At 33.0% G+C, this 17,338-nt stretch carries 17 protein-coding genes; 12 read left to right on the forward strand and 5 right to left on the reverse strand.

Translation table 11 applies throughout. From position 1 onward, the window contains the following. Positions 1-84: 84 nt before the first annotated feature. The gene (locus ACFWU4_RS09180; protein ID WP_411127038.1) at positions 85-255 is read left to right on the forward strand and encodes a hypothetical protein; all 171 of its coding nucleotides are present in this window, start codon (positions 85-87) and stop codon (positions 253-255) included. A 165-nt stretch (positions 256-420) separates the two neighbouring features. Then, positions 421-1,758, forward strand: coding sequence for a M24 family metallopeptidase (locus ACFWU4_RS09185; RefSeq protein ID WP_411127040.1), 1,338 nt, complete (start codon positions 421-423; stop codon positions 1,756-1,758). On the opposite strand, the gene ACFWU4_RS09190 is transcribed toward ACFWU4_RS09185, so the two are convergent. Together ACFWU4_RS09190 and ACFWU4_RS09195 are read right to left on the reverse strand one after the other, a co-directional pair. Continuing rightward, positions 1,755-3,032, reverse strand: a complete 1,278-nt coding sequence (locus tag ACFWU4_RS09190) for an MFS transporter (protein WP_411127042.1) — start codon at positions 3,030-3,032, stop codon at positions 1,755-1,757. The genes ACFWU4_RS09185 and ACFWU4_RS09190 overlap by 4 nt on opposite strands. A 2-nt stretch (positions 3,033-3,034) precedes the next feature. Then, a complete protein-coding gene (locus ACFWU4_RS09195) occupies positions 3,035-4,663 on the reverse strand; it encodes an acyl-CoA carboxylase subunit beta (RefSeq protein WP_411127044.1) in 1,629 nt (542 codons plus the stop codon). Positions 4,664-4,861: 198 nt separating this feature from the next. Here ACFWU4_RS09195 and ACFWU4_RS09200 point away from each other — a divergent pair, with 198 nt between their 5' ends. The 4 genes from ACFWU4_RS09200 to ACFWU4_RS09215 all read left to right on the forward strand — a co-directional run bounded on the left by ACFWU4_RS09200 (position 4,862) and on the right by ACFWU4_RS09215 (position 7,603). Further along, positions 4,862-5,392, forward strand: coding sequence for an NADPH-dependent FMN reductase (locus tag ACFWU4_RS09200; RefSeq protein ID WP_411127046.1), 531 nt, complete (start codon positions 4,862-4,864; stop codon positions 5,390-5,392). Between the two features lies 1 nt (position 5,393). Beyond that, positions 5,394-5,831 carry a MarR family winged helix-turn-helix transcriptional regulator gene (locus ACFWU4_RS09205; RefSeq protein WP_411127048.1) on the forward strand — a complete coding sequence of 146 codons (438 nt, stop codon included), beginning with the start codon at positions 5,394-5,396 and terminating at the stop codon, positions 5,829-5,831. A gap of 68 nt (positions 5,832-5,899) precedes the next feature. Continuing rightward, on the forward strand, positions 5,900-6,799 hold the full coding sequence (locus tag ACFWU4_RS09210; RefSeq protein ID WP_411127050.1) for a pirin family protein: 900 nt from the start codon (positions 5,900-5,902) through the stop codon (positions 6,797-6,799). An 87-nt stretch (positions 6,800-6,886) separates the two neighbouring features. Next, positions 6,887-7,603, forward strand: coding sequence for a pirin family protein (locus ACFWU4_RS09215; protein ID WP_411127052.1), 717 nt, complete (start codon positions 6,887-6,889; stop codon positions 7,601-7,603). Positions 7,604-7,650: 47 nt separating this feature from the next. On the opposite strand, the gene ACFWU4_RS09220 is transcribed toward ACFWU4_RS09215, so the two are convergent. After that, positions 7,651-8,889, reverse strand: coding sequence for a serine hydrolase domain-containing protein (locus tag ACFWU4_RS09220; RefSeq protein ID WP_411127054.1), 1,239 nt, complete (start codon positions 8,887-8,889; stop codon positions 7,651-7,653). A gap of 116 nt (positions 8,890-9,005) precedes the next feature. On the opposite strand from ACFWU4_RS09220, the gene ACFWU4_RS09225 reads away from it, so the two are divergent. Next, positions 9,006-9,188 carry a CAL67264 family membrane protein gene (locus ACFWU4_RS09225; protein WP_411127056.1) on the forward strand — a complete coding sequence of 61 codons (183 nt, stop codon included), beginning with the start codon at positions 9,006-9,008 and terminating at the stop codon, positions 9,186-9,188. Then, positions 9,188-10,879, forward strand: a complete 1,692-nt coding sequence (ettA, locus tag ACFWU4_RS09230) for an energy-dependent translational throttle protein EttA (RefSeq protein ID WP_411127058.1) — start codon at positions 9,188-9,190, stop codon at positions 10,877-10,879. Before ACFWU4_RS09225 ends, ettA begins: the two co-directional genes overlap by 1 nt. Before the next feature lie 126 nt (positions 10,880-11,005). Here the strand turns inward: ettA and ACFWU4_RS09235 are convergent, their stop codons facing one another. Both ACFWU4_RS09235 and ACFWU4_RS09240 read right to left on the reverse strand, forming a co-directional pair. Further along, the gene (locus ACFWU4_RS09235; protein WP_411127060.1) at positions 11,006-11,230 is read right to left on the reverse strand and encodes a hypothetical protein; all 225 of its coding nucleotides are present in this window, start codon (positions 11,228-11,230) and stop codon (positions 11,006-11,008) included. Positions 11,231-11,433: 203 nt separating this feature from the next. After that, positions 11,434-12,204 carry an MBL fold metallo-hydrolase gene (locus tag ACFWU4_RS09240; RefSeq protein WP_411127062.1) on the reverse strand — a complete coding sequence of 257 codons (771 nt, stop codon included), beginning with the start codon at positions 12,202-12,204 and terminating at the stop codon, positions 11,434-11,436. A gap of 170 nt (positions 12,205-12,374) precedes the next feature. Here ACFWU4_RS09240 and ACFWU4_RS09245 point away from each other — a divergent pair, with 170 nt between their 5' ends. The 4 genes from ACFWU4_RS09245 to ACFWU4_RS09260 all read left to right on the forward strand — a co-directional run bounded on the left by ACFWU4_RS09245 (position 12,375) and on the right by ACFWU4_RS09260 (position 17,297). Beyond that, on the forward strand, positions 12,375-13,721 hold the full coding sequence (locus ACFWU4_RS09245; protein ID WP_411127064.1) for a microtubule-binding protein: 1,347 nt from the start codon (positions 12,375-12,377) through the stop codon (positions 13,719-13,721). 74 nt (positions 13,722-13,795) lie between these two features. Continuing rightward, positions 13,796-14,839, forward strand: coding sequence for a hypothetical protein (locus ACFWU4_RS09250; protein ID WP_411127066.1), 1,044 nt, complete (start codon positions 13,796-13,798; stop codon positions 14,837-14,839). Positions 14,840-14,845: 6 nt separating this feature from the next. Continuing rightward, positions 14,846-15,292 carry a hypothetical protein gene (locus ACFWU4_RS09255; protein WP_411127068.1) on the forward strand — a complete coding sequence of 149 codons (447 nt, stop codon included), beginning with the start codon at positions 14,846-14,848 and terminating at the stop codon, positions 15,290-15,292. 43 nt (positions 15,293-15,335) lie between these two features. After that, positions 15,336-17,297 carry an AAA family ATPase gene (locus ACFWU4_RS09260; protein WP_411127069.1) on the forward strand — a complete coding sequence of 654 codons (1,962 nt, stop codon included), beginning with the start codon at positions 15,336-15,338 and terminating at the stop codon, positions 17,295-17,297. The last annotated feature ends 41 nt before the right edge of the window (positions 17,298-17,338 follow it).

The raw sequence follows: 17,338 nt of genomic DNA on the forward strand, positions 1-17,338 counted from the left end.
CGTGTTAATAAAACTTATTTAGACTATTGTAAAACTTATAATTTGGTTATATCTTTGTAACATCATTAAAAATGAAACGCAATTATGTTCGATTTTGATCAGTATTTAGGATTTTTAGCATTTTTAACCATTTTGACCATCGGTTTTTGGTTAATGATATTTCTATTAACTTTTGTTATTCCTTATTGGGTTTTTGGTTCAGCTATTGAACGTTTTAAAGAAATTAAAGAAGAAAGAAAAGCTAAGAGAGCCTAACTCTCTATAGATATAATAAAAAAGGAGCGCGTTAGTGCTCCTTTTTTGTTTACAAAATTTTAGTTTATTGCATTACAAGTTTTCTATACTTAATTTTACTTGAGTTGATTTCTATTTTAAAAGAACCTATTTTTTATAACTTTAATCCATCACAATTATAATTCTATGAAGTTTTTAACAGTTTTATTTTGCTTTATTTCAATAACTATTTCTAGTCAACAAATACTTCCTGAAAGACAAAGAGCAGAAGTTGTTGATGCTATTCTAAAAGATAGATTCGATAATTTACTGCCAAAACTAATGGATGCCACAGGTTTTGATATGTGGATTTTAATTTCTCGCGAATACAACGAAGATCCGGTTTTAAAAACAATGTTACCAGCAACTTGGCTTAATGCTAGACGTAGAACAATCATTGTGTTTTATAGAAATAAAGAAGAAAACACAATAGAAAAACTTGCTGTAGCACGTTATAATTTTGGTAAAAATATTATTTCGGCATGGGATAAAGAAAAAGAACCAAATCAATGGAAGCGCTTAATGCAAATAATTGATGAGCGCAAACCGAAAACCATAGGTTTAAACTATTCTGATGGTTTTAATATATGTGATGGTATTGTCAAGACGGACTATGAGGTATTTATGAATAGCCTTCCTAAGTCTTATAAATCAAAAGTAAAGTCAGCCGAACAATTGGCAATAGGCTGGATCGAGACACGTACTGAGACAGAGATGGTGATTTATAATCAATTAGTGGATATCACTCATGATATAATTTCTGAAGCATTTTCTGAAAAAGTAATTACAGCAGGAATTACAACTACTACTGACGTTGAATGGTGGATGCGAGATAAAGTAACATCATTAGGATTAGAAACTTGGTTTCATCCAACAGTAGATGTGCAAAGATCAGCAGAAGAATTAGGGAATCATTTATACGCATTTTCAAACCGACCTGAAGACATGGTCATTTTACCTGGAGATTTAGTGCATTGCGATTTTGGGATTACATATTTGAGATTGAATACAGACTGTCAAGAATTAGCTTATGTATTAAAACCAAATGAAACTGAACCGCCTAAATATTTACAAGATGCACTTCAAGATGGTAATAGGGTACAAGATATATTTACGTCTAATTTTGAAACCGGTAAAACAGGTAATCAAGTTCTAAGCGAATCTTTAGAAGAAGGAAAAGCGGAAGGTTTAAGACCAGCAATTTACACACACCCTTTGGGAACTTATGGCCACTCATCTGGTACAACTTTAGGTATGTGGGATTCTCAAGGTGGTGTTCCTGATACAGGTGATTATCCTTTGCACGAAAATACAGTTTATGCTATAGAGTTAAATACAACCGTTACAATTCCTGAATGGAAACGAGATATAAGAATAATGCTAGAGGAAGCAGGTTTTTGGGGAGAAAATGGATTTAGGTATGTAAACGGTCGCCAAACTAAATTATTGACAATACCTAGAGTTAAAGATCATCAAGGGAATTAAACAATACTTGATTTAGAATGTCTGTATAATTTGTAAGATGCTATAAACCCAATTAAAGCAAAAACGAACATAATTCCAAAGGCAATTTGATGTCCAATGACTTCATTGTATTTATCCAAAAAATAACCATTGATTAAACCTGTGAATATATCTGGTGTATAGCCTACAACAGAAATAAATCCAACTGCTGTACCTGTAACAGCCAATGGAATTTTAGCCTCTTCTAAAGTGGCAAAATATAAGACTCTAGCTGAATAAACACCAATAGCCATAGTGCCTATGGACAAAATAAACAATAGCGGAGTAGAATCACTCATAATACCAAGTGCAAAAACTAAACTCGTTAGAGCCATTAAAAGGAATCCAATAATAATCCAAAGACTAGCTTTGGTTCTATCAGCTAAAAGACCAATAATAACGCCAATAATAGGTCTCATATATAATAGGTAGGTCCCAACTTTAGCAGCTTCAATTTTGTTGTAAAGTATGACTTGTTCTGCATATTGAGTAAATAGGTTAGTCATTTTATAGCCATAATATGCACAAAGAATAATAATCATGAGTAACCAAACAGCTTTAAACTTCATAACCAGTTTAAAGTTTTCAATCGTTATAAGTTTTGCTGTGCTTTCTGAGAATTCAGGCTTTTCAAAATTTAATTTTAAAAAGAATAACACAATAATCCCAACTGCAATTACAGCATAAGACGTGTATGTGATCACTTCTTTGAAAGCAATACGTCGTTCTGTAATAGAAGTCAACTCAATGTCTTTAGTGATAAAGAACGAAAAAATAAGAACACCTGCAGAACCAAATAATGCAGCTACTAATCCACGACCGCCATCTAAAAAACCAAAAGCTATACCTTGTTTATTTGTTCCTCCCCAAATACGAGTTGCCTTTATCATAGCAGCCCAAAACAGAAATATAGTTGTAAAGCCCCAAAACCCGAATAGAATATGAAGATTATAAAGATTTGGATACGTCGCTAAATATAAGCCACCTAAACCTGTAAGGATCAATGCGACCGACATCAACACATTGGGTCTAAACCGATCTGCTAAAGGACCACCGAACAAATAGGAGATTAAAGCAATTATGCCATAAACAGAACCACAGCTACCTAAATCTGTTTGGGTAACATCAAAGGATTCTAAATAAGTAGTTCTAAAAATACGCGGTAAAACAAAAGGTAAAATAAAAACAGCCTCTGCTGCTAATATCAATAACAATATTACATATAGAGGCTGCTTCTGAGTTGTTTTTGTTTCCAAACTTAAACTTGTAAAACACCCATATTAAAAGGCTTTTCAATAGGTGCGTGGTTAGCAGCCTCTATTCCCATACTAATCCATGTTCTTGTATCTAACGGATCAATAACTCCATCGGTCCAAATACGAGAAGCCGAATAATATGGTGATACTTGATCGTCGTATCTATCTTTTATTTTATTAAACAATTCCTCTTCTTTTTCTTTAGTGATAGTCTCACCTTTCTTCTTAAGCGAAGCAGTTTCAATTTGTAATAAAACTTTAGCTGCAGATTTTCCACTCATAACAGCTAGTTCTGCACTTGGCCATGCGGCAATTAATCTTGGATCGTAAGCTTTTCCACACATGGCATAATTCCCTGCACCATAACTGTTGCCTAAAATAATAGTGAATTTTGGTACTACAGAATTACTCACTGCATTTACCATTTTGGCACCATCTTTTATAATACCAGAATGTTCAGATTTACTGCCAACCATAAATCCTGTTACATCTTGTAAAAACACCAAAGGAATTTTTTTCTGATTACAATTAGCTATAAAACGAGTAGCCTTATCAGCAGAATCATTATAAATTACACCACCAAATTGCATTTCACCTTTCTTAGTTTTCACTAATTGGCGTTGATTAGCTATAATACCAACTGCCCAACCATCAATACGAGCGTAAGCAGTAATTATAGTTTGACCATAACCTTCTTTATATTCATCAAATTCAGAATTATCAACTAAACGTTTAATAATTTCCTTCATATCATATTGGTCAGCTCTACTTTTCGGAAGGATACCATAAATATCTTCAGGATTCTCTTTTGGTTTTGTAGCTTTAGTTCTGTTATAACCAGCTTTATCAAAATCACCAATCTTGTCTACTATATTTTTAATGCGATCTAAAGCATCTTTATCATCTTTGGCTTTATAATCGGTAACTCCAGAGATTTCACAATGTGTTGTAGCTCCACCAAGCGTTTCGTTATCTATCGATTCACCAATAGCCGCTTTAACTAAATAACTTCCTGCGAGGAAAATACTTCCTGTTTTATCAACTATTAAAGCTTCATCACTCATTATTGGTAAATAAGCTCCACCAGCAACACAACTTCCCATAACTGCAGCAATTTGTGTAATTCCCATACTGCTCATTACAGCATTGTTTCTAAAGATGCGACCGAAGTGCTCTTTATCAGGAAATATTTCATCTTGCATTGGTAGAAACACACCAGCACTATCCACAAGATATATAATTGGTAATCTGTTTTCTATAGCTATTTCTTGAGCTCTTAAATTTTTCTTTCCAGTAATTGGAAACCAAGCACCAGCTTTTACTGTAGCATCGTTGGCAACAACTATACATTGTTTACCACTTACATAACCCATTTTTACAACTACACCGCCAGAAGGACAACCTCCATAGTCTTCATACATACCTTCACCGGCAAATGCACCAATCTCAATACATTTAGCTTTTGAGTCTAGTAAATAATCTATACGCTCACGAGCCGTCATTTTACCTTTGCTATGGTGCTTATCAATACTTTTTTGACCGCCACCAAGTTTTACTTTAGCAAAGCGCTTTTTTAAATCTGAGAGTAGGAGTTTATTATGATCTTCGTTTTTATTGAATTTTATATCCATACGTATTGCCCATGAAAGTGGGTATCTGTTTGTGGTTAATCCTTAAATTTCCTGTGCACGAATTTACAAAAGATTAATCATAGATGTAATGACTAAATTCAAAATGAAATGTTAAATATGTGTTACATGGAAATATATTCCTTGGAATATAAATAATTTTATTTTACATTTGTACTATTAATAATTAAAACATAAGATATGAAACATATAATTGCATTTGCAGGAAGTAATAGTAGTACATCAATAAATAAACAATTAGCGACTTATGCTGCGTCATTAGTTAATGGAGTAGAAGTAAAGGTATTAGATCTAAATGACTTTGAATTACCTTTATACGGAATGGATTATGAATTAGCACATGGTATACCAGATAATGCTAAAAAGTTTTTAGACATTATAAAATCTAGTGATGGTATTGTCTTGTCGCTTGCTGAACATAATGGCACATATGCAACTGTATTTAAAAACCTTTTTGATTGGATGTCTAGAATTGATGGAAAATTGTGGAGTGATAAACCAATGCTACTTATGGCAACATCTCCAGGTGGTAGAGGTGGAGCCACGGCTTTAGAAATTGCTCAAGGAAGATTTGTATATATGGGCGGAAATATAGTTGGCAGTTTTAGTTTACCATCTTTTGGAGATAATTTTTCTGATGGAAAGATCACGAATCAAGAATTAAATAGTCAATTACTAGGAGAGGTAGAGCAATTTTCAGAAAGTCTTTAGAATGGGAGATTTAGCAAAAGATATCAATTCAAAATTTCCAAATAATAGAGTAAAAGCATTGCTCAATATTATATATACAGCTAATTGGATAACAAGTTGTCAGAACGAATTCTTTAAAGACTATGGTATTTCGCCACAGCAGTATAATATATTAAGAATATTGAATGGAGCAGCTGAGCCTTTAAAGGTTCAAACGATAAAGGATAGAATGTTAGAACGTTCTCCTAATGCCACACGATTAATGGATAAACTTTGTGCTAAATCTTATATTGAACGTCTACCATCAGAGCATGATAGACGTGTAGTTAAGATTATTATTACCAATGAGGGAAGAGACTTATTAAAATCTATTCCAAGAAATTTGAATAATGATTTACTAAAAAATCTAAATGAAGAAGAGGCAGAACATTTGAGTGATCTGCTAGATAAAATGCGTTAATAAATTCCTATTTATACAGGAATCTAAAAAAATACAGGTTAGCGTATTTTTTTAATTAAATATTTTCCATGGAAAATACTATAACAAAATTAAAAATGAAATTAAATACAATACAAAGAGGAGGACGAAGTGATTTCGTTAATATGGGACCAATACGATTGCGTCAACCATTACCTACCCAACAAATAGAAATGGTTGACCCATTTATTCTATTACATCATTACGGACCGTATGAAATTAATGAAAAAAGTAATCCCTTTGATTTAGGCCCTCATCCACACAGAGGTTTTGAACCAGTTACTTTTTTAATTCAAGGAGAGCAATTACATCGTGATTCTTTAGGAAACGAAAGTGTTGTAAAAGCAGGTGATGTACAATGGACAACTGCTGGGAGAGGAATTATCCATGCAGAAGGACCATCAAAAGCCTTTGTTAAAAAAGGAGGAACTATTGAAGGCATTCAATTATGGTTAAATCTTCCCGCTGAGAAAAAGATGATGGAAGCTAATTACCAGCATGTAAAATACGAGGATTTTAGAATTATAACGTCAGAAGATGGAAAAGTTGAAACTAGAATCATTGCTGGAGAACTCAATGAGACTTTTGGAAGAATTGGGACACAAACTGCAGTTAATGCTTTTATGATAGAAGCAAAAGCAGGAGGAAAACAAACCATCAATTTCGATAACACGCAACAAGGTATGTTGTACTTATTAAAAGGTAAAGCCAAAGTTAATAGTGCAACTACTTTAGAATTTAACAAAAATCAAATGATTCAGTTTAATCAAGATGGTGATGGGTTTTCAATTGAAGCTGAGGACAATAGTCTATTACTGTTCTTATCTGGTGAGCCCTTTAATGAGTCAGTAGCTACTTATGGGCCTTATGTAATGAACAATCAAACTGAAATTATGGAAGCCATGCGAGATTACCAAATGGGTAAAATGGGATTTCTTCCAGCAAACTAATTTTTTCATTTCTGTGTTGGCAGAAATCTAATTTTAAAATATATAATAATAAGTTTCCCACTTCGTGGGAATGAAAATAAATTTTCTATGAAAACAATAATTCACAAAGCAGACACAAGAGGTTATGCAGATCATGGCTGGTTAAAGTCACATCACACATTTAGTTTCTCAAGTTATCAAAATCCAGAGCGCAATAATTTTGGAATGTTACGCGTATTAAATGACGATTTAGTGCAACCAAAAATGGGATTTGGAACGCATCCACATCAGAATATGGAAATTATATCCATTCCATTAAAAGGTGCATTGTCTCACAAAGATAGTATGGGAAATAAACGTGCTATTGAGGTTGGCGAAGTACAAGTAATGAGCGCCGGAACTGGTTTAACACATTCCGAATTTAATGATAGTAAAACGGACGAAGTTAACTTTCTTCAATTATGGATTATTCCAGAAGAAATGAGTGTAGAACCCAATTATGAGCAACGCGAATTTCCTATTGAAGGTAGAAATAACAAGCTTCAAACAATTATAGCTCCAAAGGATAAATTAGAAGGTGATGCTCTACCAATAAGTCAACAAGCTTATATTTATAGAACAAATTTAGAAGCTGATAATTCATTGAATTTGAATTTAAAATCTAAAGATAATGGCCTATACATTTTTGTTGTTGATGGTAATGTTGAAGTAGACGGAAACTTATTGAATAAAAGAGACGCAATTGGTGTTTATGATACAGAAAATATTCAAATAAAATCTAATGATAATTCAGAATTAGTTATTGTTGAAGTTCCAATGAATTAAACTTTAATTGATTAATAGCGGAAAAGCATCCTAAACAGGATGCTTTTTTAATTTATAGCATCATTTACTAAAGATTGAAACGTTTCTCTTAAACGCAATTGCCTATATGGCGATAGCTGAATCATCATAATATAAGCTAACTCTTTCTTCGGTTCTATTCTAAAATAAGTCCCAACGGCTCCTCCCCAACCATATATAATAGAACCATCGTCTTGCTCTGCAATAGAAAATCCCAATCCAAAACCAGTCTCATTTGGTAAAATTCTTAATCTTGGTGTATGTTCTCTAACGGAAGCTAAATGATCCCTAGTCATTAAATCAATAGTCTCAGGTTTCAAAAATTGATGACCAAATATAGAGCCTTTGTTAAGCAGCATTTTACAAAAATTAATATAATCATTAGTTGTCGAAACTAAACCTCCACCTGCTCTAATAAAGTTGGGTTTATTTAAAAATCCGCTTTCATCTGGTAGTTCGGCAACTTCAAGCTTTCCATTTTCACTGGCACGATAACCTGTTGTAAAATGTTTTATTTTTTCCTTTGGAAGTTGAAAATGCGTGTCTTTCATCTTTAAGGGATTTAAAATGTGCTCTTGGAGATAATCCTCTACAGGCTGTCTACTTAAGACTTCAATCAAATAACCGCAAATCTCAGTTGAGTGCCCATATTCGTATGCAGTTGCTGGTTCAAATAGAAGAGGAAGCTTACTTATTTTATCAATGAAGTTTTTTAGACTTAGTGAGTTTCCTAAATTAGCCTCTGAATATAAATTGTTTAAATCTGAGTTTGGACTTCTTCCATAACTAATACCAGAACTATGTCTAAGTAAATCGATAACTTTTATAGCGTTCTTTGCTGGCAAAATTTCATTATTTTCATTAAAAACGGTCATGTTTTTGAACTCAGGAATATAAAGATGTAAAGGATCCTCAAGTTTAAATTTACCTTGTTCGTATAATTGCATTAATCCAACCGATGTAATAGGTTTGGTCATAGAGAAAATGCGAAATATACTTTCTTCATCCAAAGGTTTCTTACTTTCAATATCAGCATATCCGTAAGAATTGTAATGTATGAGTTCTTTGTTGTGAAGTATCGCAGTTTGTATACCTGCCAATTGTTTACTATCCACATAACTATTAAGTACAGACTTTAGACTGTCTAAATTATATTCTGAATGATCTGCAGACTTTAAATTAGTATTTCTAGACTTTTCTTGTGCGCAAGCGGTAAATGCTAATACAAATACAACTATTGAGTAAATATTTTTTATGCTTCTAAACATGATTGCTTGACAAAATTATATTATTTAAATATAGCCTTTTATGTTGGTAATGAGTTACACATTTATTTACGATATTTGTGTTTCGACTAACTATCAAAACTAAATAGAATAAGAATATGGCGATGAATAAAAACACTGTGCTAGCTTGGGCTACCACAATTATGATTATTGTTGGACTAGGATTAATTGCTCTTGGCGCATTTCGTTATGACGATGTTGCAGGATGGGGATTTGCAGCTGTGGGATTTGGGTTCTTCTGCATTGCTTGGGTGTTTAACGCATTAAAAGGACGTGTATAATGAGCGACGATAAACAAATAATTTTTTCAATGTCTGGTTTAACTAAGACATTTCAATCAGCAAATACTCCAGTTTTAAAGAATATATATTTAAGCTTCTTCTATGGAGCGAAGATTGGAATATTAGGACTCAATGGATCTGGTAAGTCAACATTATTAAAAATTATTGCTGGAGTTGACAAAAACTATCAAGGTGATGTTATATTTAAACCTGGTTATACGGTTGGCTATTTAGAGCAAGAGCCACAATTAGATGATGATAAAACAGTAATAGAAGTAGTTCGTGAAGGTGCAGCGGAAACTGTTGCAATATTAGACGAATACAATAGTATTAATGAGCAATTTGGTTTAGAGGAAGTTTATAGCGATGCCGATAAAATGGAAAAGCTAATGAACAGACAGGCCGAACTACAAGACCAGATTGATGCCGCAGGAGCTTGGGAGTTAGATACGAAATTAGAAATTGCCATGGATGCATTGCGCACGCCAGATGGTGATAAGAAGATTGGTGTACTTTCTGGTGGTGAACGTCGTCGTGTTGCTCTATGTCGTTTATTGTTAAAAGAGCCAGATATTTTATTGTTAGATGAGCCAACTAACCATTTAGATGCAGAATCAGTTCATTGGTTAGAACATCATTTAGCACAATATAAAGGTACTGTAATTGCTGTAACACACGATAGATACTTTTTAGACAATGTTGCTGGCTGGATTTTAGAACTCGATAGAGGTGAAGGCATTCCTTGGAAAGGTAATTACTCATCTTGGTTAGACCAAAAGTCTAAGCGTATGGCTCAAGAGAGCAAGACGGCTTCTAAACGTCAAAAGACCTTAGAGCGTGAGCTTGATTGGGTTAGACAAGGAGCAAAAGGACGCCAAACTAAGCAAAAAGCACGTTTAAAGAATTATGATAAATTGATGAGTCAAGATCAGAAACAACTTGATGAAAAGCTTGAAATCTACATTCCAAACGGTCCACGATTAGGAACCAATGTTATAGAAGCACTTGGTGTTGCCAAAGGTTATGATGATAAATTATTATATGATGATCTAAATTTTAATCTTCCACAAGCTGGTATCGTTGGAATTATCGGACCAAATGGCGCTGGTAAAACGACTATTTTTAGAATGGTAATGGGAGAGGAGACACCAGATAAAGGAGAGTTTAAAGTCGGCGAAACAGCTAAGATTGCATATGTAGATCAGAAGCACTCCAATATTGACCCTGAAAAAACAATTTGGCAAAACTTTAGTGATGAGCAAGAATTGGTAATGATGGGAGGAAAAGAGGTGAACTCTAGAGCTTATTTAAGCCGATTTAATTTCTCTGGTGGTGAACAAAACAAGAAAGTAAAACTACTTTCTGGTGGAGAAAGAAACCGACTGCATTTAGCAATGACACTAAAAGAAGAAGGTAATGTATTACTTTTAGATGAGCCTACTAATGATTTAGATGTCAATACGTTAAGAGCTCTCGAGGAAGGCTTAGAAAATTTCGCAGGTTGTGCAGTGGTGATTAGTCACGATAGATGGTTCTTAGATAGAATATGTACACATATTTTAGCTTTCGAAGGTGACTCGCAAGTCTATTTCTTTGAAGGTGGATTTAGCGAGTATGAAGAAAATAAAAAGAAACGCCTAGGTGGGGATTTAATGCCAAAGCGAATAAAATATAAGAAGCTAGTAAGATAGTTTAAGAACTTTATAATAATTAAAAAAGCCTGCATTAGCAGGCTTTTATAGTATATGTCATTATGCATTAGGTGTTTTATTCTAATTAATGAAAATTATTTTTAATTAAATTGGTAATTCGCTTAATCAGTTGTCACCGTAAAGATGTCCACCAGTAAAATCCTTATAAGATTCATCAACATCTTTAAACGCATTAGTTTCCATTAATTTTTTGTTTTCAGATTTTAATTTATACATCTTAATGATGGCTATAATTATAAAAACAAGAAAAATAGAAGCAACAGCAATTAAAATCATTGTAAGTTGTGTTGTAGTCACTACTAATAGATTAGAAATTAGGTTGTTATGCATTTTTATTATGTTTAGATTTGGGTTCTATAGCGCTAATATAGAAAAAAAACTTATTGTAAAAGCCTAATAATAAATTATTTATAAGAAAAACTCAACCCAAATCATCGATAAAATGCTTCTAAAATACGACTAAACGCAGTGTTTTCGGGTAAAATACAGGTTTTAATAACTTGTTAACAACTCAATAATTTAACACAAATATTTTAATACCAATCCAATAGATTTACAATAATAGATGCATCAGATTTATTTACGATCTCTTTAAAATTATTAATATCACTTAATCCATCTGTGCCTCTATAATGATATGGGTAAACTATTTTTGGTTTAAATTCTAAAACCGCACTTGCCGCGCTAGTTACTGTCATTGTATATGGTAAATTCATGCAAACGAAGGCCTTGTCTATATTTTTTAAATTTCTCATTTCAGGTATGTCTTCTGTATCTCCTGAAATATAAATACGTTCTGAATCAATATTCAACACATAACCATTTCCTCTGCCTTTAGTATGAAATTTTAAAGCTTCTTTTCTCAAATTATACATTGGAATAGCTTCAATTTTAATGCCATTATGAGTGTAAGAATCTCCATTTTTTATAGTAACATTAATTTTGCTTACTGTACTGTATATTTTATCAGTAACAGCCTTTGGTCCAATAACAGTGGCATTTTCTAAATCTAGAGCTTCTAATGTTTTATTGCTAAGATGATCACCATGAATATCTGTAATAAGTACGAGAGTTGGTTTTTTTTGTCCTTTAAATGCCTCTATTCCACCTACGGGATCAATGTAAATAACTTCATTCTTAGATTCTAAAATTAAAGTACCATGTTTAATAGGAATTACCTTGACGACGTCTTTAGTTTCAACATAATTGTAAACAAGAGAGATGTCAGTATTTGATTTTTCATTTTTACAATTAAAGATTAAGGTCAAAAGTATTAGAAGAAAGATGGGTTTAATAGTTTTCATGGTTCTATATGTTTTTTATAAAGATATTGAACAGAATTATCTAATTATAATATTGTAACATTTTTATTACAAATCATACATATAATTTAAACGGTAAAGTTTTTATAGTCCTAAAAAATTACCGAAATTGCTTAACCGATATTTGTTCAACTAAAAAACACTACATAAATATGGCTGATGATTTTGATTTATTAGAAACTAACTCACAAGAAAAAACTGAAAAAGTTGATGTTAACTGGGGAAAAGCCATTGACCAAATGAAGTCTAAGTTGGCTCAAGAAGATGACCCAGAGAGTCGTCAAAAAATCTTGAATGCAACACTAGATAATGTAGTTGATATGGCTGAAAAGGACAGAACTACGTTGTTAGACGCTATAAAAGACTTAACAGATTATCAAGATGAAGTTGGTATTATGTTTGAAGGATTTTCTGCTTTAAATGCATCTGAACAAAAAATTATTGATGATGCTATAAAAAGGTTAGAACGTGCTAAGGTTGAATTAGAAGATGCGAAAGCAAAACCAGATACATGGTGGAATAATCTATGGGGAAGGAAAGGAAAGATTAAAGATGCAGAGCAAGAGTTGGCTAATGCACAAAAAGAAAGAGATGCATCAGATAATAAAGCAAAAGCGATGTTTCAACAACGTATTGAAACTGCCGATGTACAAACACTTTTAAATGAATTATCATTTAAGAGTCAAGCTGCAATTAAACGATTAAAAGATAGAGAACTAGAAATTAAAGAAGTAGAAGAGAGTCTTAAAACAGCAATTGTAGAAGCTTCTAACAATCACACTAAGGCACTTCAAAAGAAAAAAGAAGTTGAGGACAAACTCGAAGAGCAGTATGCATTGTTAAAACAAGCAAGACAAGCTTTAGAAGAAGTTGCAGATAAACAATCTACTGAATATTCTGATGCTTTAGGTAAGGTAACGACGTTAGAGCAGAAAGTTGAAGAATTAGAAGGTTTAAAAAACGCATATACAACTTTAGCAGCATCTAAAGATAGTTTTGTGCACAAACATAATTTAACTATTAAAGTATTAACATCTTTAAGAAGTAATCTACAAACGCATCGCGCTAAATTAAAGAGTGATACAGACGAGCGTCTTAAGTATTACGATGGCTATGTTGTGGCGCTAAAGGCACGTACAGATCAAGAATTTGCTGCCATTTTAGAACATTTAGGTGTGAAAACTGACGAACATATAGGTGAAACTTTAGCTGCAATGCATACCGCAAGCGCTAGAGCGAGACAAGAGATGATGGATAATATTCCGGTTCACGAAAAAGTAATGCAAGGTGTTTATGGCAGTTATGCAGAAGCTTTACAAGAAATTAGAGAAAAGGATAAGTCTATTCAAAAGAATTTTGCTGAACGTTATGGTATCGATATGAAAGAAATTTTCGAAGATTACTACGCGGCAGATGCAAATGCTCCTTCTGGTGATGGTGGTGGTGAACCAGCAGGTGAGCCTAAACCAGAAGCAAATGATGATGACCTTTTAGGATAATTTAGTTGTTAGTTGCTGGTTGATGGCTTCTTGCAAGCGATCAACTAACAACAAGCAACCAACAACTACCACCAATGATTGTAACACCATTAGATTCAGCTGAATTAGATTCTAAAGAGCAGTACGTGTTCTATCATAAATTGATAGATTTCACACTCAAAGAACTCATTGTAGCTGTGCAGGCAAAGCAAATTCTTAACGAGCAAGAAGTGCTTTTGTTTAAGCAATACACAGACTTATTATTGTATTCTATTGAAGCCATGCGTGTGAAATACATGTATGATGATGAGGATAACATGAAAGTTGATTTAACCGACTCAAGTTTTCCTAATTATTTAGAGTTTCGTTACTTATTTAATGATTTAGAATTACGAGAAGAATATTTAGGTAAACTTACAAATATAGACACTTTAAAGGATGAGTTTTTAGATACTCTAATGCGTAAAAAGCAATCTATAGCTAAACGTAAATTATTTCAAGCAGCATCAATAGTTTATTATAGCTCTGCAAAAAAAGAATATATTTTTAATCGCTTTGTGCAAGGCAAAATTATTTCGGCACCAGAAAATTCACCAGCAGAATATTTGGTAAGTTGGAGTTTCTATGATGTAACTCATAATAGGCCTTTTATTTGTTATATGTATTTTGATTACGATGGTAGAAATGCAGTTGACTATAAAGAAGATATATACACTGTTCTAAAAAACACATCTGACCGAGAAATGCCTTTAGATACAATGGCATATGCTATAGATAAACGATTGCCTAAGGTAATGCCAAAGTTAATAAAGCGCATCGATTTGGGTCCAATACATAATGTATTTGCAAAAGATGAAAATGAGTTAACACATGCTATTTTAGATGCCATAGCAAAGAAAACGATTCCCTTAGAGTCGTTCGCCATATCATTAAAAGTCGATGAGTTAGCGTCTCAGAGTGAATTTAAAGAAGGTGGATTTTTTAGCAAACAAACATTTCAAAGATGGGAGCCTATGTTTAGACAGCGTTATGTTTTTGCACCACACAGAATAATACAATTACTTTATAATAAAACGCCAGAAGTTATGAATAAGTTGGCAATGCCACCAGTTCAGGTTTCTGATTTAACCATAAAATAGAACAAGATGAGACTAAGATTTATAGGAATTGTATTTAGCGCATTAGCTTTTAATTTTTCATATTCTCAAGATTCACCTGAAGAAATGGTGAAAACCTTTTTTAGTAAATATAAAGAATTAGGATCAACAGAAGCCTTAAATTATGTTTACAGTAAAAACGAATGGGTTAATAATAAAAGTGACGATGTTGTTGCTTTAAAAAGACAAATGGCGGGTCTTACTGAGGATTATGTTGGTAAATACTATGGGTATGAGTTGATTTTAGAGAAAAAGCTTTCAGATAGTTACGTATTAAAAAGTTTTTTAGTTAAATATGGAAGACAACCGCTTCGTTTTACAATTCAATTTTACAAACCTAATAAAGAATGGGTTTTTCATGGATTTAGTTATGATGCTAACCTAACAGAAGAAATAAAGGAAGCTGCTAAACTCTATAATTACAGATTAAACTAATAAATACTGTAAACCTAAGATTGAAAACTCAAGATTATAAATAATGGAACACAACTCAACATTTCCTATAAAACAAAATGAACTCGATATGCTTCGTGATGAAGCTACGACCTATTTAAAGTCTATACAATGGGAGCAGAGTCAACGTGCAAAAAATAAAGATAATGAAGGAAAAGATGAGTCAATACTTTTGTATTTATCTAGAGCAAATAATGGAAGTAACGTTGATATAACATCGGTTTCTAAAACGATTTTAGCTTTAAAAAAACGCCTTTTACCAGAGTCTGTTGCGTTACCTATATATTTAAATCAGACACTTTTTGCAGTACAAGAAGGATTAACACTTGGCATTTGGATAAAAGATAGTTATTATGATGCATCTGGTCTTTCAACTTTATACGAAAATAGATCGGCTCTAGACAGTTTAGGAAAACGAGAATATGAAAGCAAAATGCAAACTGCCACCGCTTTTATGTTATTTTCTTCTGCTTATAAGATTTTACACGATTTAAAGCCTCATGCTTCGGATGATTTATCAGTGATGAAGCAGAAATTTGCTGGTATTCCTGAAGTGTCTTTTATGTCACCGCTAAAAGGAATTTCGTGTCAGATGTTTTATTATGATAAGTATTTAAGCCATCCAGATATTGTTAAATCAGATAAAGATGTTATTGATTTTACAGTTGTTTATTTTGAAGCTTTAATTGACGAAATTCAATTACGAAAAAGTAGTTTAGAGCATACAGAAACAATTGAAGATAGAACGTATAAACTTGAGAATTCAGAATTTGCTGTTTCTGGTTGGGAGAATATATTCTCAGGTACAGCAGTAAGTGTCGAATTCAATAAAATTCAATTTGAACAAATTGTAGGTAATAAAGATGCAAAACACTTTGCACGACGATTAACAGAGCGCTTATTAAGTTATGATTTTGAAGCGAAGAAAAATCCGTTTCAAGAGTTAGGAGGCTTTATGCCAGTTTTTATGGGTTATGGTATTCCTGGTACAGGAAAAAGTATGCTTATCGCTGCCATAGCAACCCGATTAAAAGAGCATAGTGAAAATTTAGATATCCCATTCCTTTTTCATCCAATGCCAGATACTTTAATTTCTACATTTCAGGGTGGTTCTGCAGAAAAAATGGTAGAGTGGATGAAACCGCTGCAAGATCCAACACGTTTAATTTTCGCACCAATAGATGATGCAGAAAATAATTTACAAGAAAGGACGACGCAAGGAGTTTCCGCAGGTGTAAAAGAGGTCATAGGTGTCTTTTTAAGGTACACAGAAGGTGCTTATGCGGTTAACTATGGTAATAGCTCAGTTGGGCTGTTTACTAATCTTCCTGAGATGTTAGATAAAGCCGTAATTTCTCGAGTACAAGGCCGATTTAAAATAGATGGTGCTCGTAATGAGAAGGATTTTGTAGATCAGGATCACTTATGGTGGAGAAAATTAGAAGACACAATGCCCGATTTTATAAATATGAGTAATCCAAAAGATTATAATTATTTAGATGCACAACAAGTTGCAAAGAATTTAGGTGAGATTTTAGATAAAACAGATAAACCAACTGAAGAACGTGTTTTAGAGACTTTCGATAGAGTTTCAAGTAAATATAAGGATGATGAGCATATGTTCTATGCGCATTTATATACAGAGATTCAGAAAGTATTTCCGTTCTTTTCATCTAGAGATGTTCGTAACATACAAAAAGCAGTATCGTTACGATTAACGGATTTTGATTTAGAAACCGATTGGTTCGAAAACCCAGAAGTATACTTTAAGAAGGATTATGAAACAAAATTTGGCATGTTACAAGAGTTGATGCGATCTAATATGAAAGGTTTGGATTTTAGTGATATAAGACGACAAGAAGTAGTGCGTTACTTAGATAATGTTGCTACTATTGCCGATACTGACTTTAAGCGTAAAGTTGATGCTAGAATTAGCCAGATGAACATAGAAACTGAAGCAAGAGAGCAGTATGGAAAAAGAGATTAACAGCATTGGTCATTGCGAGGACAAAGGACGCAGCAATCTCA

Source organism: Winogradskyella sp. PE311 (assembly GCF_046545555.1).
GTDB lineage: Bacteria > Bacteroidota > Bacteroidia > Flavobacteriales > Flavobacteriaceae > Winogradskyella.